28 protein-coding genes are annotated in these 24,773 nt (G+C 36.0%); 18 read left to right on the forward strand and 10 right to left on the reverse strand.

Annotation, left to right across the window (positions count from 1 at the left end):
- The first annotated feature begins 19 nt into the window (after window positions 1-19).
- Together UCH001_RS00745 and UCH001_RS00750 are read left to right on the forward strand one after the other, a co-directional pair.
- Entirely contained in the window at window positions 20-1,609 is a 1,590-nt protein-coding gene (locus UCH001_RS00745; protein WP_067172911.1) for an HD-GYP domain-containing protein, read from the forward strand.
- A 60-nt stretch (window positions 1,610-1,669) separates the two neighbouring features.
- Window positions 1,670-2,011, forward strand: coding sequence for a hypothetical protein (locus tag UCH001_RS00750; RefSeq protein WP_067172914.1), 342 nt, complete (start codon window positions 1,670-1,672; stop codon window positions 2,009-2,011).
- Window positions 2,012-2,057: 46 nt separating this feature from the next.
- On the opposite strand, the gene UCH001_RS00755 is transcribed toward UCH001_RS00750, so the two are convergent.
- Entirely contained in the window at window positions 2,058-2,696 is a 639-nt protein-coding gene (locus UCH001_RS00755) for a class I SAM-dependent methyltransferase (protein WP_067172917.1), read from the reverse strand.
- Between the two features lie 121 nt (window positions 2,697-2,817).
- On the opposite strand from UCH001_RS00755, the gene UCH001_RS00760 reads away from it, so the two are divergent.
- The 6 genes from UCH001_RS00760 (at window position 2,818) to UCH001_RS00785 (ending at window position 8,427) form a co-directional block, all read left to right on the forward strand.
- Window positions 2,818-3,981 carry an ABC transporter substrate-binding protein gene (locus UCH001_RS00760; protein ID WP_067172919.1) on the forward strand — a complete coding sequence of 388 codons (1,164 nt, stop codon included), beginning with the start codon at window positions 2,818-2,820 and terminating at the stop codon, window positions 3,979-3,981.
- A complete protein-coding gene (locus UCH001_RS00765) occupies window positions 3,971-5,584 on the forward strand; it encodes an ATP-binding protein (RefSeq protein WP_067172922.1) in 1,614 nt (537 codons plus the stop codon). The genes UCH001_RS00760 and UCH001_RS00765 overlap by 11 nt, the downstream gene beginning before the upstream one ends.
- Window position 5,585: 1 nt before the next feature.
- Window positions 5,586-6,245 carry a response regulator gene (locus UCH001_RS00770; protein ID WP_067172926.1) on the forward strand — a complete coding sequence of 220 codons (660 nt, stop codon included), beginning with the start codon at window positions 5,586-5,588 and terminating at the stop codon, window positions 6,243-6,245.
- Entirely contained in the window at window positions 6,246-6,764 is a 519-nt protein-coding gene (locus UCH001_RS00775) for a peptidylprolyl isomerase (RefSeq protein ID WP_067172929.1), read from the forward strand.
- 47 nt (window positions 6,765-6,811) lie between these two features.
- Entirely contained in the window at window positions 6,812-7,150 is a 339-nt protein-coding gene (locus UCH001_RS00780; RefSeq protein WP_067172932.1) for a P-II family nitrogen regulator, read from the forward strand.
- A gap of 95 nt (window positions 7,151-7,245) precedes the next feature.
- Window positions 7,246-8,427 carry an ammonium transporter gene (locus tag UCH001_RS00785; protein ID WP_067172935.1) on the forward strand — a complete coding sequence of 394 codons (1,182 nt, stop codon included), beginning with the start codon at window positions 7,246-7,248 and terminating at the stop codon, window positions 8,425-8,427.
- Window positions 8,428-8,458: 31 nt separating this feature from the next.
- On the opposite strand, the gene UCH001_RS00790 is transcribed toward UCH001_RS00785, so the two are convergent.
- Window positions 8,459-9,478, reverse strand: coding sequence for an aldo/keto reductase (locus tag UCH001_RS00790; protein WP_067172938.1), 1,020 nt, complete (start codon window positions 9,476-9,478; stop codon window positions 8,459-8,461).
- Between the two features lie 66 nt (window positions 9,479-9,544).
- On the opposite strand from UCH001_RS00790, the gene pyrC reads away from it, so the two are divergent.
- The 4 genes from pyrC to UCH001_RS00810 are packed head-to-tail and all read left to right on the forward strand — an operon-like array spanning window position 9,545 to window position 13,233.
- Window positions 9,545-10,552 carry a dihydroorotase gene (pyrC, locus tag UCH001_RS00795; protein ID WP_173636804.1) on the forward strand — a complete coding sequence of 336 codons (1,008 nt, stop codon included), beginning with the start codon at window positions 9,545-9,547 and terminating at the stop codon, window positions 10,550-10,552.
- Window positions 10,542-11,207, forward strand: a complete 666-nt coding sequence (locus UCH001_RS00800) for a response regulator transcription factor (protein ID WP_067172942.1) — start codon at window positions 10,542-10,544, stop codon at window positions 11,205-11,207. Before pyrC ends, UCH001_RS00800 begins: the two co-directional genes overlap by 11 nt.
- Entirely contained in the window at window positions 11,197-12,045 is an 849-nt protein-coding gene (locus UCH001_RS00805; protein ID WP_067172945.1) for a HAMP domain-containing sensor histidine kinase, read from the forward strand. The genes UCH001_RS00800 and UCH001_RS00805 overlap by 11 nt, the downstream gene beginning before the upstream one ends.
- A 36-nt stretch (window positions 12,046-12,081) precedes the next feature.
- Complete coding sequence (locus UCH001_RS00810; RefSeq protein ID WP_067172948.1) at window positions 12,082-13,233, forward strand: PilZ domain-containing protein; 1,152 nt, start codon at window positions 12,082-12,084, stop codon at window positions 13,231-13,233.
- Window positions 13,234-13,258: 25 nt separating this feature from the next.
- On the opposite strand, the gene UCH001_RS00815 is transcribed toward UCH001_RS00810, so the two are convergent.
- From UCH001_RS00815 to UCH001_RS00835, 5 genes are all read right to left on the reverse strand, one after another.
- Complete coding sequence (locus UCH001_RS00815) at window positions 13,259-14,224, reverse strand: amino acid ABC transporter permease (protein ID WP_067172951.1); 966 nt, start codon at window positions 14,222-14,224, stop codon at window positions 13,259-13,261.
- Window positions 14,225-14,227: 3 nt separating this feature from the next.
- The gene (locus tag UCH001_RS00820) at window positions 14,228-15,028 is read right to left on the reverse strand and encodes a transporter substrate-binding domain-containing protein (protein ID WP_067172953.1); all 801 of its coding nucleotides are present in this window, start codon (window positions 15,026-15,028) and stop codon (window positions 14,228-14,230) included.
- 26 nt (window positions 15,029-15,054) lie between these two features.
- Window positions 15,055-15,795 (reverse strand): amino acid ABC transporter ATP-binding protein, encoded by a 741-nt coding sequence (locus tag UCH001_RS00825; protein WP_067172956.1) that lies wholly within the window; start codon window positions 15,793-15,795, stop codon window positions 15,055-15,057.
- Window positions 15,796-15,893: 98 nt separating this feature from the next.
- Window positions 15,894-16,208, reverse strand: coding sequence for a hypothetical protein (locus UCH001_RS00830; RefSeq protein WP_067172959.1), 315 nt, complete (start codon window positions 16,206-16,208; stop codon window positions 15,894-15,896).
- Window positions 16,209-16,226: 18 nt separating this feature from the next.
- Window positions 16,227-16,541, reverse strand: coding sequence for a c-type cytochrome (locus UCH001_RS00835; protein ID WP_067172962.1), 315 nt, complete (start codon window positions 16,539-16,541; stop codon window positions 16,227-16,229).
- Between the two features lie 180 nt (window positions 16,542-16,721).
- On the opposite strand from UCH001_RS00835, the gene UCH001_RS00840 reads away from it, so the two are divergent.
- Window positions 16,722-17,627, forward strand: a complete 906-nt coding sequence (locus UCH001_RS00840; protein WP_067172965.1) for a DMT family transporter — start codon at window positions 16,722-16,724, stop codon at window positions 17,625-17,627.
- Here UCH001_RS00840 and UCH001_RS00845 read toward each other — a convergent pair.
- Genes UCH001_RS00845 through UCH001_RS00855 form a run of 3 tightly spaced genes read right to left on the reverse strand, consistent with a single transcriptional unit; the run spans window position 17,624 to window position 20,079 of the window.
- On the reverse strand, window positions 17,624-18,430 hold the full coding sequence (locus UCH001_RS00845; protein WP_067172968.1) for a metal ABC transporter permease: 807 nt from the start codon (window positions 18,428-18,430) through the stop codon (window positions 17,624-17,626). The genes UCH001_RS00840 and UCH001_RS00845 overlap by 4 nt on opposite strands.
- The gene (locus tag UCH001_RS00850) at window positions 18,427-19,188 is read right to left on the reverse strand and encodes a metal ABC transporter ATP-binding protein (protein ID WP_067172971.1); all 762 of its coding nucleotides are present in this window, start codon (window positions 19,186-19,188) and stop codon (window positions 18,427-18,429) included. Before UCH001_RS00850 ends, UCH001_RS00845 begins: the two co-directional genes overlap by 4 nt.
- Before the next feature lie 12 nt (window positions 19,189-19,200).
- On the reverse strand, window positions 19,201-20,079 hold the full coding sequence (locus UCH001_RS00855) for a metal ABC transporter solute-binding protein, Zn/Mn family (RefSeq protein ID WP_067172975.1): 879 nt from the start codon (window positions 20,077-20,079) through the stop codon (window positions 19,201-19,203).
- A 115-nt stretch (window positions 20,080-20,194) separates the two neighbouring features.
- Between UCH001_RS00855 and UCH001_RS00860 the strand changes: the two genes are divergently transcribed.
- Genes UCH001_RS00860 through UCH001_RS00880 form a run of 5 tightly spaced genes read left to right on the forward strand, consistent with a single transcriptional unit; the run spans window position 20,195 to window position 24,706 of the window.
- Entirely contained in the window at window positions 20,195-20,566 is a 372-nt protein-coding gene (locus UCH001_RS00860; RefSeq protein WP_067172978.1) for a Fur family transcriptional regulator, read from the forward strand.
- Entirely contained in the window at window positions 20,563-21,045 is a 483-nt protein-coding gene (locus UCH001_RS00865; RefSeq protein ID WP_067172982.1) for a hypothetical protein, read from the forward strand. Before UCH001_RS00860 ends, UCH001_RS00865 begins: the two co-directional genes overlap by 4 nt.
- Window positions 21,046-21,055: 10 nt before the next feature.
- Window positions 21,056-21,898: a deoxyribonuclease IV gene (gene nfo / locus UCH001_RS00870; RefSeq protein ID WP_067172985.1), complete on the forward strand. Its 843-nt coding sequence runs from the start codon at window positions 21,056-21,058 to the stop codon at window positions 21,896-21,898.
- 19 nt (window positions 21,899-21,917) lie between these two features.
- Complete coding sequence (locus UCH001_RS00875) at window positions 21,918-23,138, forward strand: OmpP1/FadL family transporter (protein ID WP_067172988.1); 1,221 nt, start codon at window positions 21,918-21,920, stop codon at window positions 23,136-23,138.
- A gap of 2 nt (window positions 23,139-23,140) precedes the next feature.
- On the forward strand, window positions 23,141-24,706 hold the full coding sequence (locus tag UCH001_RS00880; RefSeq protein ID WP_067172991.1) for a fatty acid--CoA ligase: 1,566 nt from the start codon (window positions 23,141-23,143) through the stop codon (window positions 24,704-24,706).
- The last annotated feature ends 67 nt before the right edge of the window (window positions 24,707-24,773 follow it).

Below are 24,773 nucleotides of genomic sequence, written 5' to 3' on the forward strand. Positions count from 1 at the left end.
CTTTTTGAGGAGGAAGTTGATGAATATTCGTACAAAAGTAAAATTGAGCTTTAGTATTATCATTGCGATGTTGCTATTTTTGGGCTTTATTAGTGCGATTATTACCTACCAAATCAAAGAAAATAGCAATTTTAGAGAAAGTATCGCAGCTATTCTTTTGATGCAAGAAGGGATGAACGATATTATCAGAGAAAGTACTCAAAGCACAGAAATCGCCAAGTTAGAACAACTTCATACGAAATTTGTGGCATTTGAAAAGAATTTTGAAGTGATGAGAGAAACACTTTCATCGCATAAAAATTCTTTATTAGCAAGTGTCGTGATGCTAAATATTCGCGAAGATAAAACAATTCAAAACTATTTGAATGAACTCTATACAAATGAACATCGCATTGAGTTGATGTATGATGAGATTTTTAAACTTGCACGTGAAAAATTAGATTATATCACTATTTTTAATGCACTCTATCCAGAAGAAAATCGTGCGCGTCTTGAGATTCAAGAGCATATTTTAAAAACTAACCGTATAGACCAAATCAAAGCCTTAAGTGATTTAAGATATTACAGTAAAGAGACACTTTATCAACATGGTAACGAAGCAACATTGCAAAAATGGCTCGTACCTATTAACCTGCTGATTGATTTAACCCATAAAGAAAACAATGTTATAGCAGAAAATCTGCGACAGTATCGAGAAATTGTGAGTATCATAGCAGATAAAGCTATTAAAATCGAGCAGACAAAAGCTATTGAAAACAAAACGATTTTAGAAGCTTCAAAAGTATTGGAAAGTAACAAAAATGTAAGTGTCTCTCTCGAAGAGACTCTCTCGAAATTATCAAGTGGTTTTATTGACCAGATGCGATTCATTCAGCTTTTTGTAGGAATAGTGACCATTCTTTTTATTATTTTCCTTGCTATCAAAGTTTCTCGCAATGTTTCTTTGACTATGGATGAAGTTGAGGCAAAAATAGAAGAAGGATTACAAGAGGTTAATGCACTCAATCATGAAATTGAAGATACCCAAAAAGAAGTTCTTTTTACGATGGGTGCTATTGGTGAGAGTAGGTCTCGTGAGACAGGAAATCACGTTAGACGCGTCGCAGAGTATTCTAAAATGCTTGCATTGCACTATGGTTTGGATGAAGAAGAAGCAGAAATGCTCAAACTTGCTTCTCCAATGCACGACATAGGAAAAATTGCTATACCTGATGCTGTGCTCAATAAGCCAGGGCGATTTGATGAAGAAGAACGCAAAATCATGGACACGCATGCAATGAAAGGGTATGAGATGCTCCAACACTCGCAAAGACCTCTTTTAAAAATGGCAGCCATTGTTGCTAAAGAGCACCATGAACGTTATGATGGCAAGGGTTATCCTGATAAAAAAAGTGGTGAGGATATTCATATTTATGGACGTATTACAGCACTTGCGGATGTTTTTGACGCATTAGGGAGTGCTAGGGTATACAAGCCTGCATGGGAAGATGAAAAAATCTTTGCTTTATTTAAAGAAGAGAGAGGTAAGCAGTTTGATCCTAAACTGATCGATATCTTTTTTGAACACTTAGATGAGTTTTTAGAGATACGAGAAAAAATGAAAGATTGATTTCACAAAGAGTTCACAATTTTGCGTTAGGATTTCTTCATAAAAGCAAAGGAGTCCCAAATGAAAATCGTAAAAACTGTTTTGATCTCAATTGTGTTAGTCTTAAGTGGCATCACAAGCGCTCATGCAATGGGCGATAGAGAAAAGGGTGCTCTCATGGGTGCGGGAGCTGTGCTCTTGTTACCATCATTACTTGAAGGTGCAGGCAATTTATTTAGTGGAGGACAGAGAACCTATACAACGACAACTTATGTTGAACCAAGACCAACAGTAGTGTATAGAGAACCTGTGTATGTGCAAGAGAGAGTGATCTACATTGATAATCCTCCTCCAAGATACTATTACCCACCACGTCATCATCACCATGATTATGATGATAGATACTACCGCTCTTATCGATAAGATCAAAAAGTTCAAAACACAGGTAGCGACACCCATCGCTACCTGTCTATCTCTTTTGCAATACTGCTATACGTTTTCCATCCGTTTTAATCAACGCTAATCCACATTTTTTTGCCAAGATTTCAAGTGTTCTTGGTGTATAAAAAATAATATGCGTAGGATCTCTGCGATACCACCATTTCAAAAAGTGTTCTTGTTCATTTTGATGAAATAGTGTCATGAGTGCGATGATACCCTTAGGTTTTAAATGATTCGCTAAAAGAGTAAGTGTTGCTTGTGGATCATCTAAGTGCTCAAAGACTTCCGTTGAGGTGATAAAATCATAACTTTGGTTTTCAAAACACTTTATAGGTTGATAAAACTTATCATAACAATCGACATAAGTACCTCTTTTGTGGAGCAATTGGCTAAGTACAGGTGTTGGACCTGAGCCAAAATCAAGCGATCTTTCTTTGTTTGAAAGATCATCCCAAAAATAATCTAAAAAATCTTCAAACATCTTCACATAACCACTGTTTTCAAGTGAATTTTGATGGTTGTTATAAAGCGCATTTTCTTTTTCTAAAGAGAGAAAATACGTTGGATCAAGTGCAATACAATCGCAATTTAGGCAATGATAATAGTGTTTGTTAAGCTGTGGATCGTTAAAAGATTTTGTATCGCAATCGCAAATTTTACATTTCATTGTTTAACTCTTTTTTCTTTTTTCGAAAAAAATTATTTAAGTAAATATTTTTTTACTAATTAAGCATTTTTATAAAAAATACTTGATATTATAGCTACAAAATATTATGAAAGTTCAAAAAATGCGTAAACTTCTTGGAGTTCTCCTTGTAGTATTAGCCCTTTTACTACCTTACTATATCTCCAATACTAAATTTCAAGGTGATGTTATACGTTTAGGCATGAGTGGACCTTTTAGTGGTGGGCTTAATAGCGTTGGAAATGAATTTTTACTTGGTGCCGAAATCTATCTAAAAAATCTTAATGATCATGGCGGCGTGAATGGTAGGAAAATAGAGATCATTGCAAAAGATGATCGATATGAACCTAAAATTGCTGTTGAAAATGTTCATGAGCTTATTAATAAAGAGAAAGTGTTTGCTTTATTTGGGATTATTGGTACACCTGTAGCAGAAGCTGTTTTCCCTATTGCTATTGAAAAACGCATTCCTTTTGTGGGTGCATATTCAGGTGCAGAGTTTTTACGAAATCCCCCTAACCCTATCGTTTTAAATGCAAGAGCAGGTGATCTTGATGAGATCGAAAAGCTCGTGCAGTACTATGCTGATGATCTAAAATATAAACGTTTTGCGCTGTTTTATCAGAATGATGGTTATGGAAGAGCTGGGCTAAATGGTGTTAAGAGTGCGCTTGCAAAGCGCAATTTAGTACTCGTTGGTGAGGGAAGTTATAAGAGAAATACACTCTCCGTAGGTAATGCACTTTATGAAATTGAATTGTGTAATCCAGAAGTTATTTTAATGATAGGCTCAACAACTCCTGTTGCAGAATTTATTAAACGCGCTCGAAAGAGCACAAAAATTCGTAAAGAGGTTCAGTTTGGACTTTTCTCTTTTGTTGAACCAAAACCTTTAATTGATCTTTTAGAAGGCAAAGGAGCAGGGATTACCTTTGCGCAAGTCGTTCCTTCCCCTTGGACATCTGAAGTTGATGAAGTAGAGACTTATCGTATTTTGATGCGAAAATATTATCCAAAAGAAGAATTGGGACATGTCTCTTTGGAGGGATATTTTGCGGCACGTATGATTGCGGAAGTCTTTAAAAGTTTAGGGCGTGATTTTACAAAAGAAGAATTTATCAAAGCATTAGGGGCTTTTTCGAAAACCCTTGATGAAACAGCAGTCTCTAAAAACAGAGATGAGCGTTGCAAATGTTTGCATCGTGTACATTTGAGCGAATATGTGGATGATGACTTTTACTCTGTAGGGAAAAGTGATGAGCGCTAATCCTTTTAATGATTTTATGGGTAGCATCGATGAGATGACCATCGCGAAAAAGACAACGCTTCTTTTTCTCATTATGGTTGTGGGTATGCTGTTCATTGGTAGTTTTGCACATATGAGTATTAACCGTATTAAAGATAACTTTGATATTTTATATACCAAACGTATGCTTCCTACCATTCGTCTTGAAAACCTCAAAGATATTTATACCGTAAATATCTTGGATACTATTCGAGATATTGAAAAGGGCTCTATTAGCGCAAAAGAGGGACAAGTGGTCATAGCTCTTGCCCAAGATTTAATTAAAATCGAACTGCAAGAGTATAAAAATAGCTTGGGAATTGATGAAAGTGACTGGTTGATTAAGCTAGCGCGTTCATGGGGACTTATGCATGAAAGTCGTCAGCCATACTATAAAACAAAAGAGGATGATATCCTAACTTCTAAAATTGAACAGAAAATACATACCATAGATGGAATTTTGCTCAAAATGTTTAGTTATTTTGAAACAAGACAAGGTTTAAAAGCGATAGAAACGTTGCAAAATGAACTATATCCGAGTGTTTATTCGATCAATATTGATTTAACGGGTCTTATCAATCTCAATCTTGACGGTGCAAAAGAAGGATATGCTAGAACCGCTAAAGTATATGACAATACCTTTGAGTGGATTGTTGTTGCTACACTTGGTACTATCGCTTTTGCGGCACTTCTAGCTATTGTGCTTTTACAAAATATTCGTTTACTTCATGCCAGACTTGCCAAAATGGTTGATGCAAAAACACAAGAGTTACAACAGCTGAACCGCGATCTAGAACTCAAAGTGCAATACGAAGTTGAACAAAGTCGCCAAAAAGATCAGATCATGTTTCGTCAATCAAGACTCGCTTCAATGGGCGAAATGATTGGAAACATTGCACATCAGTGGCGTCAACCGCTGAATGCCATTGTGCTTATTATTCAAAGTTTTCAGATGAAGCGTATGGCAGGATTAGAATTAAGTGATGAATTTATTGATAAGCAGGTCAATGAAGGGATTCAGTTAGCCTCACTGATGTCTCGTACCATTGATGATTTTCGTAATTTCTTCAAACCAAACCATAGCGAAGAAGATTTTAGTGTTAAAGAGACAGTGTTATATAGTCTTAAATTGATACAAGAGTACTACGCAAAATCAGGGATTGAGATTTTTCTAAATTGTAGCAATGATATTCAAATTAGCGGCTATCCTAATGAATTTTCACAAGTAGTTATGAATCTTCTTAGTAATGCCAAAGATGCGCTTGAAGAAAAAGAGATAGAAGAAAAACTCATTGAAGTAGTCATAACAAAAGAAGCAAATAATGCAGTTATCAGTGTGATAGACAATGGTGGAGGGATTAGTGAAGAAGTGCAAGATAGGATGTTTGAACCCTATTTTACAACGAAGCATAAAGCCTCAGGAACAGGTATAGGGCTTTATATGTCCAAGCAGATTATTGAAAAACAGATGAAAGGAAGTATTAGTGGAACGAACATTACCTATATTTTCCAAAATGGCAAACGTTATGAAAAATGTGCGATTCTAACAATTTTAGTACCACTTAAGAAGAAGGAGGAAAAATAATATGGATTTTAATAGTTTAAAAGATTGTGTCGTGTTGTATGTTGAAGATGAAAAATCAGTACAAATGCAAACTCAAATGATTTTAAGAGATTTTGTTAAAGAGGTTTACCTTGCATCAAATGGTGAAGAGGGTCTTAAAATAGCATTAGAGAAAGATGTAGATATTATCGTCACTGATATTGTTATGCCTGTAATGAACGGCATAGAGATGCTCAAAAAACTTAAAAAAGAGTATAACCGAGACATTCCTGTCATCATTACAACAGCGTTTACGGAGACAGATTATTTGATTGAAGCGATTACGCTGAAAGTGGATGGTTTTATTATGAAGCCAATCAATGTTAAAGATTTGATTAGCAATATTTACACCGTTATGCTTCCAAAACTTCACAACAAAGAGTTGCAAGGATGTTCTTTTATTATTGAAGGACTTGCAGCGCTTATTGGTGGTAAAAAGATTGAGATTTTGAAGTATATCATCAACCATTTGGATGAAAATAAGATATTTAATGGTTCGTATCAAGATATTATTGATAATATTGGTGTAAGTAAACCTACCGTTGTACATATGTTTCAACAACTCATTAAAGTAGGTATATTAGAAAAAGTGAAAAATAAAATGTATCGATTCCGCAATACAAAACTCATTGGAGATCAATAAATGAAAAAAGTGGTTTTAGTTTTACTCTTAGGCATTTGGAGTGCTCTTGTAGCAAGTGAAGTTGTGTTTGAAACAACACAAGGAAAGATAGTGTTCGCACTTAAACCTGAAGTGGCACCCAAAGCGTGTGAAAACTTTGAAGGATTAGTCAAGAAAGGGTATTATGATGGCATAACATTTCATCGTATTATTAAAAACTTTATGATTCAAGGTGGCGATCCTACTGGAACAGGTCGAGGTGGGCAGTCTATCTATGGTCAACCGTTTGAAGATGAGTTCAAACCCAATGTTATGTTTAATAAAGCAGGCATCCTAGCAATGGCAAATGCAGGTCGCAATACCAATGGAAGTCAATTTTTTATCACCACTGTTCCTACACCACATTTGAATGGAAGACATACAATTTTTGGTGAAGTGATTGAGGGAATGGATGTTGTGCATAAGCTTGAAAATGTTGTAACTGATGGTAGAGATATGCCAATGCAACCACAAAAAATTCTCAAAGCGTATTTAAAATAATTTAAGGTAAAATAGCCCCAATTTTGAAATATATAGAGGAGAGAACCATGAAAAAGATCGAAGCAATTATTAAACCTTTTAAACTTGAAGAGGTCAAAGATGCTCTTGCTAGTATTGAAGTAACAGGTATGACTGTGCATGAAGTAAAAGGTTATGGCAGACAGCAAGGACACTCTGAACTTTATCGTGGTGCTGAGTATGTGGTTGACTTTTTACCTAAAATTAAACTTGACATTGTTGTTGCTGATGAAAATGTAGACAAAGTGATTGCAACCATTACTGAAGCTGCAAAGACTGGTAAAATCGGCGATGGCAAGATTTTTGTAAGTGATATTCAAAGAATTATTCGTATTAGAACAGGTGAAGAAAACGAAGACGCGATCTAAAATTTAAGCCAAGTGATTAAATTTTAACCACTTGGCTTTTCCTCTTTTTTGTACAATTATCCGTTACACTTTATTTCACTCAAAGGGCATATGTAATGGATGTATCTCATATTCAATATGTTATTGACACTTTCTTTCTCCTTTTTGCTTCCGTTTTGATTATTTTCATGGTTCCTGGCTTTGCCATGCTTGAAGCAGGGCTTGTCCGTAGTAAAAACGTTTCGGCAGTGCTTACTGGCAATGTGATGCTTTATGCTATTACCTCATTTATCTTTTTGCTTTGGGGATATAACCTTATGTTTGGAGGCAGTGGCTTTTTCTTAAAAGGCGTTGCTGTTGAAGGGTACAGTGCCTATGCTTATTTTTTCTTCCAGATGGCATTTGTGAGTAAAACAGTCTCCATTATGAGTGGTGGTGTGAGCGAGCGTATTCGTATTATCCCCTTTATGATTTTTGCAGTTTTAATGAGTGGATTTATCTATCCTATGGTTGGTAATGCTATTTGGGGTGGAGGATTTTTAAAAGACGTTCATGATCTTGCAGGATGTACTGTCATTCACTCTGTAGGCGGGTGGGCATTATTTGCTGGTATCTTGGTTTTAGGTGCTCGTCGTGGAAAATACAGTAAAGAAGGGCATGTTAGAGCAATTCCCGCGTCTAATATACCTTTAGTCACTCTTGGTGGGATGCTTCTTTGGATTGGTTGGTTCGGTTTTAACGGCGGAAGTGCATTTAATATATCGAGTCCTGAAAAAGCAGATCTTGTAGGTTCTATTATTGTAAATACCAATACAGCAGGGCTTGCTGGTGCGATTATCGCAGCGTTTATTGTCTATTTTCAGTATAAGAAACTTGATATTACGATGATTCTCAATGGGGCTCTTGGTGGACTCGTCGCCATTACTGCAAGTGCTGATGTGGTAGGTCTTTGGGAACCAATCGTTATTGGTGCTGTTGGTGGTGCATTGGTTGTTTTTGCTGTTCCTCTGTTTGATAAATTTCAGATTGATGATCCAGTAGGTGCGCTTTCTGTTCACCTAGTAAATGGTATATGGGGAACAATTGCAGTAGCTCTTTTTGCTGATTTTTCACTTCTTACACAACTTAAAGGCATTGTATTAACAGGGCTTTTCACTTTCCCTGTCTCTTATATTGCGTTTGTGATTATCAAAAAAGCGATTGGTCTTAGAAGCGATGAAGAGCATGAATATGTGGGACTTGATCTTGAAGAGTGTGGTTTGGAAGCATATCCTGAGTTTGTTAAATCAAAAGTCTAATAGAAAAGAGGGGAGCCTTTTGCTCCCTCTCTTATCCCATTGGATACAAAATCTCTTTTTGAACTTTCTCACACTCGTTTAAAATCTCAGGTGTTAATTTTATTTCAAAGGCTTTGAAGCTCTCTTCTAACTGTGTTGCATAGCGCGCTCCAATAATCGTTGAAGCCACAAAATCAAAATGCATGCTCCAGCTCACGGCAAGCGTTACAGGGCTCATACCGTATTTTTGTGCAATTTCTATATATTTAGCTGTCGCGGTAACGGTTTTATCATTTACAAAACGCTTATACATGGCTTTTTGTCTAGGCTCTCCTGCATGCAAGTATTCTCCAAAACGTGTTTTTGGGTCGATAAAGGCTTGATTGTATTTTCCACTTAAAACACCACCCGCTATAGGAGAATAAGGAAGTAGAGAAACTTTTTCTTTACGGCAGACGTTGGCAAGCTCATCTAAAAATCGTGGGTTTAGGAGAGAAAAGTTATTTTGGATGGACTCGAAGCGAGAAAGTTTTTCATACTGTGAAATTGTGTTTGATTTGGTAAGTCCATAAGCGGTGTCGTTAGACGTACCGATGTAGCGTACTTTTCCTGATTTTACGAGTTCATCGAGGGCTCGCATGGATTCTTCTTTAGGAACAATTTCATCCGGCCAGTGAACTTGGTAAAGGTCGATGTAGTCTGTTTTAAGGCGTTTTAAACTTCCTTCAATCGCTTTTTGAATGTGAAAACGATCGATTGCTGTATACCCATGGCGAATAGGGGGTACAAACCAACCATTTGCAGCACCTGCGATTTTGCTCGCAAGTATGATGCTTTCACGAGGCTTTGTGGCAAGCCATTCACTGATAATTTCTTCAGTAACTCCAGCATAACTCTCTTTGGGAGGAACGGGGTAAAGCTCAGCAGTATCAAAAAAATTAATACCGCGATCAAATGCCGTATCAAGAATTTTAAAAGACTCTTTTTTGTCGCTCCAACTGCCAAAACTCATGGTTCCCATGCAAATAGGGGTAACTCTAAGACCACTTTTCCCAATGTAACGATATTCCATTTTCAACCCTTTTAGTATTTGCTTGTGCAATTTTATCGTATAATTAAATCAAAAAAGGCATTTATAATGACCCATACTCTTATTTCCCCTTTAGATATGCACTTACATGTACGTGACGAAGTCATGCTCAAAGTAGTTGCACCTTTGAGTGCCCATAGTTTTTCAGGTGGAATTATTATGCCAAATATTATTCCTCCTATTACAACAATTGAAGCGGCAATTGCGTATAAAGAGCGCATTATAAATGCTATTGGAAATAATGTGTTTGAGCCTTTGATGACACTTTTCTTTCGCAGCGATTATACGCGAGAGTTTTTAAAAAAAGCTTCTTCACATGTCAAAGCACTTAAGCTTTATCCTTCAGGTATTACAACCAATTCTGAAGGCGGTGTAGCAAGTATGGATATTGAAACATTGCGTCCTGTTTTAGAAGTTATGAGTGAGTTAGGACTCATTTTATGTGTACATGGTGAAACAAATGGCTTTGTCATGGACAGAGAAAAAGAGTTTGGTTCTATTTATGAAAGTCTAGCATCGGCATTTCCAAAACTGAAAATCGTAATGGAACATATAACATCCAAAGAGAGTGTTGCTCTTTTAGATAAATATGAAAATCTTTACGCAACCATTACGTTGCATCATTTGTTGATTACTCTCGATGATGTTGCTGGAGGAATGCTTCAACCCCATCTTTTTTGTAAACCAATTGCAAAACGCTATGAGGATCGTGATGCTCTTTTAAAAGTAGCTCTTGAAGCACATCCTAAAGTAATGTTTGGGAGTGATTCTGCGCCACATCCTATTCATAAAAAAGAGTGTTGTGGTTGTGCTGCGGGTGTTTTTACTGCACCTATTGCGTTGCAAGTTTTAGTGGAGTTATTTGAAAAACATAACGCATTAGCTTCGTTACAAGCATTTGTGAGTAACAATGCACAAACAATTTATGCCTACAAACCCCCTTATAAAGAGGTTGTTTTAGAAAAAAAACCATTTCAAGTAACACACAGTTATGGTGATGTTGTCCCTATGTTTGCAAACGAAACACTCAGTTGGAGTATCAAACATGTCTTATAAAATTCTCATTTTAGAAGATAATACACTTCTTCTTCAAACACTTGAAGATTTTTTAAATGAGCATGGATATGAATGTACATTAGTGAAGAGTGGGAAAGAGGCTTTAAAACAATGTTTTGAGCATAAGTTTGATCTTTATCTCTTAGATGTTAAAGTTCCAGATATGAATGGTTTTGAGTTCCTCCAATCACTGAGAAGCTCAGGAGACCATACTCCTGCCATTTTTGTAACATCATTGAACGATCAAGAAAGTCTGACCAAAGGGTTTATGCTTGGAGGAGATGATTATATTAAAAAACCATTTGAATTAAGTGAATTACTGCTTCGTATCAAAGCACTTTTAGCCAGGGCAAAAGGCATTGTGGATGATTGGCTCATTATTGATGAGGTATATAAATTAAATTTGGCACGCAAACGCCTTTTTTACAAGCATGAAGAGCTTGATATCAATCTTAAAGATTTTGAACTACTCTATTTGCTAGTCAAAGAACGAGGTAAAGTGGTAACCAAAGAGATGATACATGAGTGTCTTTGGAGCAGTAGTGAGGAGATTAATGAGGGTTCTATTAGAGTCTATATCAATAACCTCAAAAAAATTTTTGGAAAAGATGTCATTTTAAATATTCGGGGAATTGGGTATCGCTTTGAGAAGTAGTGATAAAATCTTTTTTATCCGCTCTATCATTGCTTTTAGCATTGCGATGTGTCTTCTTGCCGCTTTTGGAATTCTTTTATGGGAATATTCAGGCGAATCTAAAATCTGGGTTATCGGCTCTATAGTTCTAGCATCATTCATCGGAGGGTATTTAATCGTTTCTTATACACTCTCTTCACTCTTTAAAACGAATCGATTTTTAGATATTTTATTGAAAGATACGCTGCATGAACTCAATATCCCATTATCGGTTATCAATGCTAATCTTCAAATGCTTCAAGCAGAAGAAGATGATGAAAAAAAGATTAAGCGATTAGGTCGCATTGACTTGGCTAGTAAAGATCTTTATACACTTTATAAAGAGGTTGATTATTACATCAAAAAAGAGATTCAAGAAGATGTGCGAGAAAAGTTTTATCTTGATGAACTTATTTGCGGTGTTGTTGAAAAACAAAAAGAGATGGCCGATGGCGTAGAAATTAACTATGATGTTTCTCATATAGAAATATTTGCTGATAAACATGGTTTGGCAAAAGTAATTTCTAACTTGGTGCATAATGCGCTGAAATATAATAAAGATCATCAAGCAATTCGTATTTTTCAAGAAGAAGAGAATTTAATTATTCAAGATCATGGTGTGGGAATGAGTGAAGCAGAGCTTTTCTTAGCCTTTGATCGTTACTATCAGGTCGATACAACGAAAGAGGGATATGGTATAGGGTTGAGCTTAGTTAAGGCGTATTGTGATGAATTTAAAATCCCTTTACGTATTAATTCGCAAAAAAATGTTGGAACCGATGTTATTTTAGATATTTCACACCTTCTAAATAAAAAATGATATAATCAATTCCAAATCATCATTATGGACACTTCGATGGAAAAAGAGACTGTTTCCCAAAGTGACAAAGAGAAATTTTTGGCCACATCTGCGCTTTTTTTAAAAGAGTTTGAGGCATCTTTTGTAGATTACTTTGTTTGCTTGTGCTCAAGCTATGATAAAGCAATTACAAAAGAGGAGTCAAAAAAGATAGCTTTGAACATCTATCAGGGACTTTTCAAATGTGATTATGATATCAGTGAGCTAAGAGAAGATCTTTTCATTCGAATGCATGAAGATGGCATTATGATAGGTTTTCTTATCAATCGCAGTATGTTTTATCTTATTGAGAACTATATCTCTTTTACACGTGAGCATGGTATTCCCCTACAAGTAGAACTTTTAATTGGTTGTCTAAGCCATTTTATTAATCTTATTGAAAATGAAGTAACGCCAAAAGTATGTAATTCTACTGCTGCGTTTGATATTAGTTTTAGTGATGATGTGATGTTTTCACCTACAAACAATATTATTGATGCATTTCATCAAATGAAAGAAGAGAAACAAAATATTGTGTTTCTTAATCTTTATAAGGGCGTGCCGATCAGTTCTGAGGCAAGCATTGTTGAGATTGAGGGCGAGAATGTGACATTTCGTATTGATAAATTACAAGAAATTGCAATGAAGCTTGATGGTCAAGCCTTTATCGTTAAAAATAACTATTTCAATAAACATCTCAAAGCTGACATTGTTTACAACAATTTTCAAGCCAATACAGTCATTCTTACGAATTTTATCTATCTTCTCAATATGCCAGCACTTCAAAGAGAATTTATTCGTGTGCATCCTGATATTGTTGCAAAAGTCTTTTTACATCAATTTGGAAATCTTCAAACGAGCGGAAGACTTTATGATCTCTCTATGAATGGTTTAGGTGTTGTAAGTAATGATAATAATGGCATTTTTGTTGGCGCTAAAGTGCTTGTTGAGTTTGAACTCAATAGTGCTTCTGTTGCAACAGAAGGCGATAGAAGAATTGAAGTACAAGGCGAAGTGATTAATGTTATAGAGTATAAAGACTCATACCGTTATTGTATGCGTATCTTTCCTAATCGAGAGATGAGCCAAAAGATACTTCACTATATCACACAACGAGAACATGAAATTTTAGAAGATTTAAAGAATGAATTGAAAGAGTATATAGTGTAATAAAGAGAAGTATGTAAGCCTAAGCCTACATACCACCTTGTTGTTTCATTTTTGTTTCGATTTTATGTCCAAGTACTGAGAGTAAGAATGTAATCGAAAAATAGACTGCTGCAATAATAAGCCATGTTTCAAAAGGTGAAAAGGTATTTGCAACGATTTCTCGACCTACTTTAGTTAAATCTGTAATAGAAATGACAGAGACTAACGAAGAGTCTTTGACAAGTGCGATCATCTCACCAACAAGTGTCGGAAGTGCGCGCTTAAGTGCTTGAGGCATAATAATATATACCATTGTTTGAGTATAGTTCATACCAAGAGATTTCGCTGCTTCGTACTGACCTTTATCAATAGACTGGATAGCTCCACGTAAAACTTCTGCGATATAAGCTCCAAAAAAGAGCCCCAACGATATAGCGCCTGCTAAAAAGCGTTCTAATTCAAAAATGGTAGCAATAATAAAATAGAAAATAAAAATTTGAACCAGAAGAGGTGTTCCCCTGATAATAGCAATATAAACAGTTGCAATATCTTTTAAGAACTGGAAATTGGAAATACGCATAAATGCAAGCAAAGAGCCTATAGAGAAAGCTAAAATTGCTGCTAAACCTGATATCTCAAGTGTAACGATTAATCCTTCGAGTAAAGGTCCTATTTGCATAGAGGTAATCTGTGCCAAAGTGTCATTTGCATAGACATTATCACCATCTTTGACCTGAAGTACATAACCTTTTTCAATCTCGATTTCTTTACTGTCTTCTTGCCCTTGAATAATAACTTTTGTACCGCGAACTCTAACAGTACCATCTAATGGTGAAGAGACAGTGTCCGTTTTTTCATAAGCAAAATATTTTGGAACACTGGTCCACTTCCAAATGTAATTCATATTGGAGGCAGCCATAAAGAGTAGGTACCCAACAGCAACATAGAAAGCAACGGCCACTACGTGACCGAATGCTTTATTGTGCAAAAGATTTTGTTTTCCTTTAGCCACTGCTTACATTACCTTTTTTTGCCAAGAAGTATCTGTGAACCATCTGTCATAGATTTTTTTGTATGTGCCATCATGTTTTGTTTGATTCAAGAAGTTATTGAGCCAGTTAAGGAAATCTGGATCACCTTTACGAATAGCAAAACCTAGAGGTTCATAAGTGAGTTCTTCGTCAATGTGTACAAGCTTGTCTTTACCTTTTTCAGCAAAGAAAATAGCATTGTATGGTTTGTCATATACTAAACCATCTGCATTACCGTTAAGTACTTCTTGTGCTGCATCTGCTTCAGTTTCAAATGTTCTAATTTTAGCTTTTTTAAACATTTTACGTGTTGCAATTTCACCGGTTACACCAATTTTTGTAACGATAGTGTATTCTGGTTTATCCAAATCACTCCATTTTTTGCCCGCATGTTTTTTAGGTGCAAGAATGGTTTGTCCAACACTGATGTAAGGATCAGCAAAGTTGATTTTGAGATTTCTCTCTTGTGTAATGGTCATACCAGACATAATAATGTCATATTTGCCTGTTAAAAGACCTGCAATAATGCCATCCCAAGCCGTTGGTACAAGCTGTAGCTTAACGCCCATTGCTTTTGCCATTTCATTTGCCATATCAACATCAAACCCGATGATGTTACCTTGTTTGTCTTTCATCTCAAAAGGCATATAACCAGGCTCTAGTCCTACAGTTAAAACACCTTTTTGCACGATGCTATTCAAGGTTGATTTTTGCCATAGGTTGATATCATCAGCCATAGCATTGATGCCTAGCATTACGAGTAATGCTGCTAACAGTTTTTTCATTCCTTCTCTCCTTAAAGATGTAGTTTTTAGTGTGTTAATATTTCTTGTAAAAATTTTTGAGCACGTTCAGTTTTTGGATTAGCAAAAAATGCTTCAGGGGTTGCTTCTTCTATAATGACACCTTCATCCATAAAAACAATACGATCACAAACTTCTTTGGCAAAGCCCATCTCATGTGTAACACAAACGATGGTAAAGTTCTCGTGAGCTAGTTCACGCATAACATCCAAAACACCACCGATCATTTCAGGATCAAGGGCACTTGTTGGCTCATCAAATAAAATGATTTTAGGTTTCATCGCTAATGTTCTAGCAATAGCGACACGCTGTTTTTGACCACCACTGAGTTCATTAGGATAGCCTTCTGCTTTATGCACAAGCCCTACGCGCTCTAACAGTTTAAGTGCTGCTTCATTAGCATCGTGTTTACTCATACCTTTGACTTTTCGTTGTGCAATGGTGATGTTCTCTAGAATTGTAAGGTGAGGAAAAAGATTGAAGTGTTGAAAAACCATACCTGTTTCGGCACGTACTTGGTTAATATTCGTTTTTTTATCATAAAGATTGTATCCATCAATGATGATTTCACCATTGTCAATTTCTTCAAGTTTATTGATGCAGCGAATAAGAGTTGATTTTCCGCTACCACTAGGTCCACAGATGACAACAATTTCACCTTCGGTAACAGAAAAATTAATATTTTTAAGAACATGAAACGTGCCGTAATATTTATCGACATTTTCCATGTGAACGATAGCTTGACTCATTCAAACCTTTCTTTCATTATATGGCGTAAACTATAATTGTAGCAGTAGAATATAAAAGTAAGATAAAGGGTTTTAATATATTTACACGAGAAAATCCTTTAGTTACATGAAGGTACATTACCGCTATCACTAGCGAAGGAACTTAAAAAATGGTACAAATTAGTTAGATCTTTCTCTTCTGTAATTAAGGGAGCATTTGGGCAAAGATCTTTAATGGCAAGATAGAGTTGATTATTGTCATAAAAAGTTTTCCATTCTTTGACCGTATGTTTTTTACCCATAATTTCACCATTAAAACCACACGCAGATTTTAAATTTTGTGCGTAAAAATTTTTTCCTTTAACGGTGCTTGCTTGTAAATGTGTTGAAAGCAATGAAAGTCCTAGAAGCAATGCTATGCATAAAGGCTTCATTCGTCATCCTTTAAAGCGTTATTTTTTTAATTTTGAGATATACGTTGCAACATCAATAATATCTTGCATATTCATATTTTTGACTTGCTTAGACATAACAAGTGATGTACTATGTGTTTTAAATTCACTTTCTTTGTAAAATTTTAGACTTTCCATGAGTTCTTCAACACTTTGTCCAGCGATAATACCACTTTTGCCAAAAGCTTTATTATGTCCATCGGCTCCGTGGCAACCCGCACATTGTTTAAATAGGGCTTCACCATTACCTTGAGCGTTTAAAAAAGAAGAGAGAAGGAGAACTGAGAGAAGGGAAATTCTAATGTTTCGCACCATGACAAAGAGCCTCCAAAATTAAATAAGTATAAAAATATTTTACTAAGTTTTGATTATATCATGTTCTTAGAAGAGAGATAAATAAAATTTTCTCTTTTGTATATTTTTTGATCGAAGTGCTCTGTATTTCTACACTCCATTGTGATACAATTTCGGTTTTTATCAAAGCTGAGGTGTGTATTGATTAGTCATAAATTAAGAGAATTGGGTGCAGATTTTTTACTTTTGATGGTTGCTGTGGCATGGGGCAGTACTTTTTTTGTGGTGCAAGCTGCGGTGAATGAAACACCTGTGTATACGTTTTTATTTTGGAGATTTTGTTTAGCAGGCCTTTTGATGGCTCTCATTTCATTTAAACAACTTCGTTATCTTAATCTTCAGGTTTTAAAAGCAGGCGCTCTTTTAGGTCTTTTTATGTTTTTAGGGTATGCTTTTCAAACGTTTGCATTGACATATACGTACTCTTCAACTGTTGGCTTTATCACAGGACTTAGTGTTATTGTTGTTCCTTTTGTGACTTATCTTATTTTTAAACAAAAAGCATCAATGTTTTCAACGCTTGGTGCTATCGTCGCTTCTGTAGGACTTTACTTCTTAACGCTCAATAATGAGTTAGGTTTCTCATTAGGAGAGTTTTATGCATTTATTTGTGCAATGATGTTTGCTTTGCATATTGTATTTACAGGGCATCTCTCTAGACAACATAATGTATATCTTCTCGTAACGATTCAATTTTTTATGGTGGGGATATGTTCATTAGTGGGTGGTTTAGTGATGGAGGGTTCTATCATTCCTCCTAGAACCGACATGTTGTTTATGAATGCAATCGCGATTACAGTTATTTTTGCAACGATCTTTGCTTTTTGGGTACAAACAGCAATGCAGCGTTTTACCACAGCTGCAAAAACAGCGATTATTTTTACGATGGAGCCTGTAAGTGCAGGTATTTTTGGTTATTTTTTCGCAAATGAATTGTTAACTTTTCCACAAATGTGTGGTGCGGTAATGATTTTATGCGGTATGCTCATTGCAGAACTCGGTTCATACTTTATGGAACAATACCGCAGACGGAAAAATGCAGTCTAGGATTTGATGTATTTACTATAAAGCAGTTGTGCAAAAAAGGTTGTTGTAGCAACTAAAATGATGGAAGCTCCTCCGCTAAGGTTAAAGCTATAAGAGAGATATAATCCTACGATACAGAATAGAGCTGAAAGAAGCGATGAAACAACCATCATCCCTCCTACAGAATTGGTAAACTTTTCTGCAATATACGGTGGAATAGTAAGTAATGCAATAACTAAGATCAGTCCAACTGCACGAATAATAATGACAACTCCAAGTGCGACCATCAACACTAATGCAAAATAGAGCAGTGTAACGTTAATGCCACGAAGTTTAGCAAATTGCGCATCAAAGCTCATCGCTAAAAGCTGCTTGTAAAAGATGATTGCAAAGGCAAGGACTGCAACAAGCACGGTACTCATACCGTAAATGTCTTCTTGTGTTACTGATAAAATGGCACCAAAAAGATAACTCATAAGATCGACATTATAGCCAGGCGTAAGATCTGTCATAATGATACCCAGTGCCATACCAAATGCCCATAATACGCCAATGAGTGCATCAAGCCTTGCATTGTTTTGATGAGTAATATAGGCAATGATTGCTCCTAAAAACAGTGAGAACAGTGAAGCGCCAAGCATTGGTGCAATGCCAAAATAGAGGGCTAACCCAATACCACCGTATGAACCATGGGCAATACCACCTGCAATAAAAACCATGCGGTTAATAACGGTTAATGTTCCAATCACACCGCAAATAACACTGACTAAAAGTGAAGCTAAAAGTGCGTTTTGCATAAAATCAAAGTTTAATATATCGATCATGCGCGCTCTTTATGTGTATGATTACAGCGTGTCGCGCTGATGAGTTCAACAGGACAAACATGTTCATTTTGATTTTCAAAAACTCTGAAATTTTGACTTTTTGGTACATCATGCATGAAAAGTGTTCGATTGACATGCACCACTTTGGTGGCGTAATTGAGAGCAACATTGATGTCATGGCTGATAATGACAATGCCTACGGTTTCATTGAGCGATTTTAGGAGCTTAAACATATCGATTTGACCTGCCGTGTCGATACTTGCGGTTGGTTCATCAAGAAACATGATTTTTGCTTCACACGCAAGAGCGCGGGCAATGAAAACGCGCTGACGTTGTCCGCCAGAAAGCGTATTGATTTTTTGATTTTCAAAGCCTTTCATTCCGACTCTCTCAAGCATACGAAGTGCTATTTCTCGGTCTTCTTTAGAATACGTTGCAAAGGCTTTTGATTTAGAGAGTCTGCCCATAAGAACAACATCCATCACTTTGATGGGGAAGTCTTTATTGGCAATAGTATCTTGAGGAACATACGCGATTTCATGACTAACCTGTAAAGGTTTTTCACCAAAAAGTAACACTTCGCCACGTTCTGGTTCCAACAAGCCTATCATCATCTTCAGCAATGTACTTTTACCACCACCATTGGGTCCAATAATGGCTAAAAATTCATTTTTGTTATATGAAAGGTTAATATCCTCTAAGACAGTAGCGCCATCATAACTAAAATAGAGGTGATTGATTTGAATGTCGTTTTGCATAAAACGATTATATCATTTTAGTTCTGATTGAAAGGTTTTGGCGATACTTAAAAGATTTTCACTCCAAGCGTAAGCAAGGGGATCAATAGGAACAACTTTTCCATTGATTTGTTTTGCAATACTCACGGCGCTTTTTTGTGAGAACTGAGGAGCGACAAAAATCACTTTAGCATTCTCTTCTTTTGCCTCTTTGATGATAGTAGCAAGTTCACTTGGCTTTGGTTCTTTACCACTCACTTCAATAGCAATTTGCTCTAGGTTATAACGTTTTGCAAAATAGCCATAAGAAGGGTGGAAGACGATAAATTTACGGCTTTTAATATCACTCAGTGTTTTTTGGATGGTTGCATCTAGTGCATCTATGGAAACAAGAAACGCTTCATAATTTTTTGTAAATTCATTGGTTTGTGTTGGATAGAGCGCTATTAGTGCTTCATAAATATTTTTAGCTTGAATTTTTACTAACGTAGGATCAAGCCAAACATGGGGGTCAAGACTCTCTTCTTCATGGTCATGATGCACATTTCCTTTTGAATTTGCTTTTTCATCTTCGTGATGGTGCTCTGCCATTGCTATTTTTTCTATACCTTTGACGGTATCGACCATGAGCATTTTTGGATTACTACTTTTAAATTTTGGAAGCCATGCTTTTTCAAAGCCATCACCAATACTAAAATAAGCCTCTGATTTGGCGAGCTCTTTCATTTGAGCAGGTTTTGGCTCATAGGTGTGTTGATTAGCCCCAGGAACTACCATGACATTAACATTGACATAATCTTTTGCAATTTGTTCAACAAAGTATTTTTGAGGAAGAATGCTGACGGTCACCGTTGGAGCAGCACTTAAAAGTGAACCAAAAAGAAAAGAGAAAAAGAGGAAAAAAGATTTCATAACCTATCCTTTGCGACTAAGTTGCATAATTTTGGTGAAATCTTAATCAAATGCAACTTAGTTGTGACTTAATACTTTTTTCGATACCATTCACTATTAACTAATGAGGACAATTATGAGTGAACAGATTAAAACATTGTTTCAAGAACATGACATCAAGTTTACAGCCGCGCGTTCCTCTATTTTAGAGGTATTAAAAGAAGCGCATCATCCCCTTAATTATGAACAAATCAAAGAAAAAATGAACGTTATAATGGATAAAGCGACGTTCTACCGAAACATTGCTATGTTTGAGGAAGCAGGAATTGTACATAAGTTTGAAAGCGATGATCGTAAATGGTATTTTGAACTCTCCAGTACAACACATGCCCATTTTATTTGTGAACATTGCCATCAAATTACCTGTATGGATGTTGATTTGGGAAAAGTCGAGGGAGAAGTAAAGAGTATTGTACTTAAAGGAACTTGCAAGGAGTGCCACGTATGAAAATAGTTTGGTATGCAACTCTTTGGATAGCGCTTTTTTTAAGTGGCTGTGCAACAAAACAGGAGATTACTTCTTCTGAAACCTATGTGATTACGATTAAAAATAAACAGATAGCACTTTCTGATACTGGCTTTATCAATCAAGGTAAAGACTACACCAATGTACAAATTTTTTCTGCAGGAAGTGTACTTTTTAATCTTGAAATGATGGGCAGCAATATTTGTTTGGATGGAAGATGTATGGATAAGTTGGCTTTTAACCAGCAATTTTTTCAAGAAGAACATTATGCAGGATTGATGCAAGACATCATTGCTAAGCAGCCTATTTATGAGAAAAAAAATCTTAAACAAACGAGTATGGGCTTTGAGCAAGAATTGGAGTTTTCAAATAGCCATCTTGTTTACAAAGTCGAAGGACAAAATCTCACATTTAGAGATACAAAAAACGGTATTTTACTACGCCTAAAACCATTACAATAAAGGAATTTTGATGAAATTTGTTGGAGCACACGTGAGTGCAAGTGGTGGAGTATTTAATGCTCCTATTAATGCCACAAAAATTGGAGCAAAAGCATTTGCACTTTTTACAAAAAATCAACGTCAATGGGAAGGAAAATCTTTAACACTAGAAGAAATTGATAGGTTTAAACGTGAATTAGAGATTGCGCAGATTTTACCCAAGCATGTTCTACCTCACGATAGTTACCTGATCAATCTCGGTCATCCAGAACCTGAAGCACGTGAAAAATCACTCAATGCGTTTATCGATGAAGTAAAACGTTGTGAAATGTTAGGCTTAGATAAGCTCAATTTTCATCCTGGAAGTCATCTTAAGCAAATAAGCGAAGAAGGATGTTTAGAGCTCATTAGTGCTTCGATGAATGAAGTGTTGCGTCAAACAAAAGGTGTGACATTAGTTGTTGAGAATACAGCAGGGCAAGGAAGCAATCTTGGTTACAAAATGGAACATTTAAGCTACCTCATGTCTAATTCGATTGATAAAGAACGGGTAGGGGTTTGCATCGATACCTGCCATCTATTTACTTCTGGTTACGATATACGAACAGAAGAAACTTATAGGCAAACGATGGAAAAATTTGCTACAATCGTCGGATTTAAGTATCTTAAAGGCATGCATTTGAATGATTCTAAGCCTGATTTGGGCGCTCGTGTTGATAGGCATGATTCTCTTGGTAAAGGAAAACTAGGAATTGAGCCATTTCAATTTATCATGAATGACGAACGCATGAATGACATCCCTTTAGTACTTGAAACAATCGATGAGTCGATATGGGCAGAAGAAATTGCACTGCTTTATAGTCTTGTCAAATAAAAAATTCTAAGGATAATATATGAAACAAACAGTAAGAGTAGTCACGTTATTAAGTCTTAGTGCGGCGACACTTTTAGCTTCAGGGTATCGCATTCCTGAGCAATCTCTAAACTCAGTAGCACTTAGTGCTGCTTATGTCGCTGGTGCAAATGGTGCAGATGCCAGTTATTATAACCCCGCAAATATGTCTTTTATGGCACAAGGTGCTTATACAGAAATGGCATTAACATATATTAATTTGCCAAAAGTAAAATACACAGATGCGCAAAATAATGCGTTGAGTGGCGACTCTAAAGAAGAAAATTTCTTAATGCCAAACTTACATTATGTCTCTCCAATGGTAGGAAACTGGCGTTATGGTCTATCCATCACAGCTCCTGCAGGTCTTTCAAAACGTTGGGATGAAGCTTTTGCAAAAGCAACAGCTGAAGAATTTACACTCAAAGTCATTGAAGTCAATCCAACGGTCAGTTATCTTGTAAATGATCAATTATCTTTAGGTTTTGGATTACGTGGTGTTTACACAGATGGTGTAGTAAAAAGTAATGCTAATGGTTTAGGTACCAATGCAGTACGAGATTTAACAGGAGATTCGATTGATTTTGGTTATAACCTAGCATTTAGTTATAAGCCTATCAAAGATCTAACATTTGCAGCTACCTATCGTTCAAAAATAGATTTGACGGTTGAAGGCGATGCAACATTGGTGCATCCATTAATTGCTGGTGGCTATAATGGCGGTGCATCTGTTACAATCCCTCTCCCTGCTTCTTTAGCGTTAGCTACAGCATATACGTATGATAAAACAACCGTTGAGTTTGTTTTTGAGCGAACCTATTGGTCATCATATAAAGATTTAGATTTTGATTACGATAGAGCTTTAGCAGGGTTTGATAGTCCAATAGCAAAAAATTGGAAAGATTCTAATGCGTATCGTATTGGTTTAAGTCACCAATGTACTGATAATCTTAAAATGATGTTAGGTTTCGCTATTGATAAATCACCTGTACCTACAAATACTCTTGGATTTGAACTTCCTGATTCAGATGCCAAATTGTACTCCATTGGTTTTGAGTATAAAGTGACTCAAAATCTAAAAATGGGTCTAGCGTATTTATATGATGATAAAGAAGATAGAACAGTTGCAAATAGATCTGGTAGCAATACGACAGCACCTTATGGAACGTTTAGTGATTCAGGGGCTCATCTTTTAACAGCTTCATTTAAATATAAGTTTTAAACATGTTAAGTTATCCGTATCAGAACTTTTATGAGGTCATGGAGGCAAATGCCAAAAATGCCCCTAAAAAGGCAGCTATTTTTATAGATGATCGCAAAGTAACGTATGCAAAGCTCAAGCAAAACATCGATACTTTTGCGCGTTTTTTAGAATTTAGCGGGATTAGAAGCGGAGACAGAGTTGCCATGATTGTTGGCAACTCTGAAGAGTTTGTTGTCTCCTTGTTTGCCATTACAAAAATTGGTGCTATTGCTGTTCCTTTAAATACCTTTTTGAAAAAAGAGGAGTTTGAATACATTCTGAATGATTGTGGTGCACGTATGCTCATTTCATCGGCTTCATTCGCCAATGAGACTAAAAATCTACTTGATACTACAAAAATTGAGAAAATTGTTTGGACAGATAAATACGACAATTTAGATGAGCGCAATTATAGTTTTACAGAAATTGATGCAAGTCTTGAGACACATGAACGTTTAGCAAAAAGCCCTCGTTTAGATGATTTAGCGTGTATCGTCTATACATCAGGAACAACAGGTAAACCTAAAGGGGCAATGCTCTCTTATCGAAACTTTTTTTCTAATGCTATTGCTGGTTCGATCTCATTTCAAATCACAGAAAAAGATCGTTTTATTGTCTTTTTACCAATGTTCCATTCATTTACGCTCTCTATTATGGTACTTCTTCCTATGTTTACATGTTCAAGCATTGTAATTGTTCGCTCTGTTTTTCCTTTTGCGAATGTTCTTAAACAAACACTTCTAAAACAAGTAACAATCTTTTTAGGAGTCCCTACGCTTTACAATGCCCTTTTAAAGGCAAAAATTCCATGGTATTTTATGTGGTTTAACAAGGTGCGTATTTTTATTTCTGGGAGTGCCCCACTCAGTGAGCAATCTTTGAATGAATTCAACGCTAAATTTAAAAAAGCAACGCTTTTAGAAGGCTATGGTCTGAGTGAGTGTTCACCTGCTGTTTCAGTCAATCGCCTCGATCGTCAAAAAGCACTTTCTGTTGGATTACCACTTCCAAGTTATGAAGTCAAAATTGTGAATGAAGAGATGATGGAAGTGAAAACAGGAGAAGTGGGCGAAATTATGGTTAAGGGTGATTGTGTTATGCAAGGCTATCTTAATCATGCAGATGCAACGGATGAAACTATTATGAATGGATGGCTCTTAACAGGCGATTTGGGTAAAAAAGATGAAGACGGTTTTATTTACATTGTTGATCGCAAAAAAGACCTTATTATTTCAAAAGGTATCAATATCTATCCAAGGGAAATTGAAGAGGTTATTTATAAATACGAAGGTGTTGATGCGGTTGCCGTTATTGGGCTTAGAGATGAAACAAAAGATGAAGACGTTCTAGCATTTATCCAACCAAAAGAAGGAGTTGAGCTCCAAGAAATGGAATTGCGCCAGTATCTTAAAAAACATTTGGCAAATTTCAAGTTACCTAAACACATTTACTTTGTTGAAGAGCTTCCAAAAAATGCAACAGGTAAAGTTTTAAAGCGTGTATTAAAGGAAAAAGTACAAGCAGGCGGATTTTTACGTAAAAAATAGAGATTAACTTTTTAATCAAAGGGTTCTTTTATCATCATCTTGTCATTATAAGATACACTATATTTTT

Source organism: Sulfurospirillum sp. UCH001 (assembly GCF_001548035.1).
Classification (GTDB): domain Bacteria; phylum Campylobacterota; class Campylobacteria; order Campylobacterales; family Sulfurospirillaceae; genus Sulfurospirillum.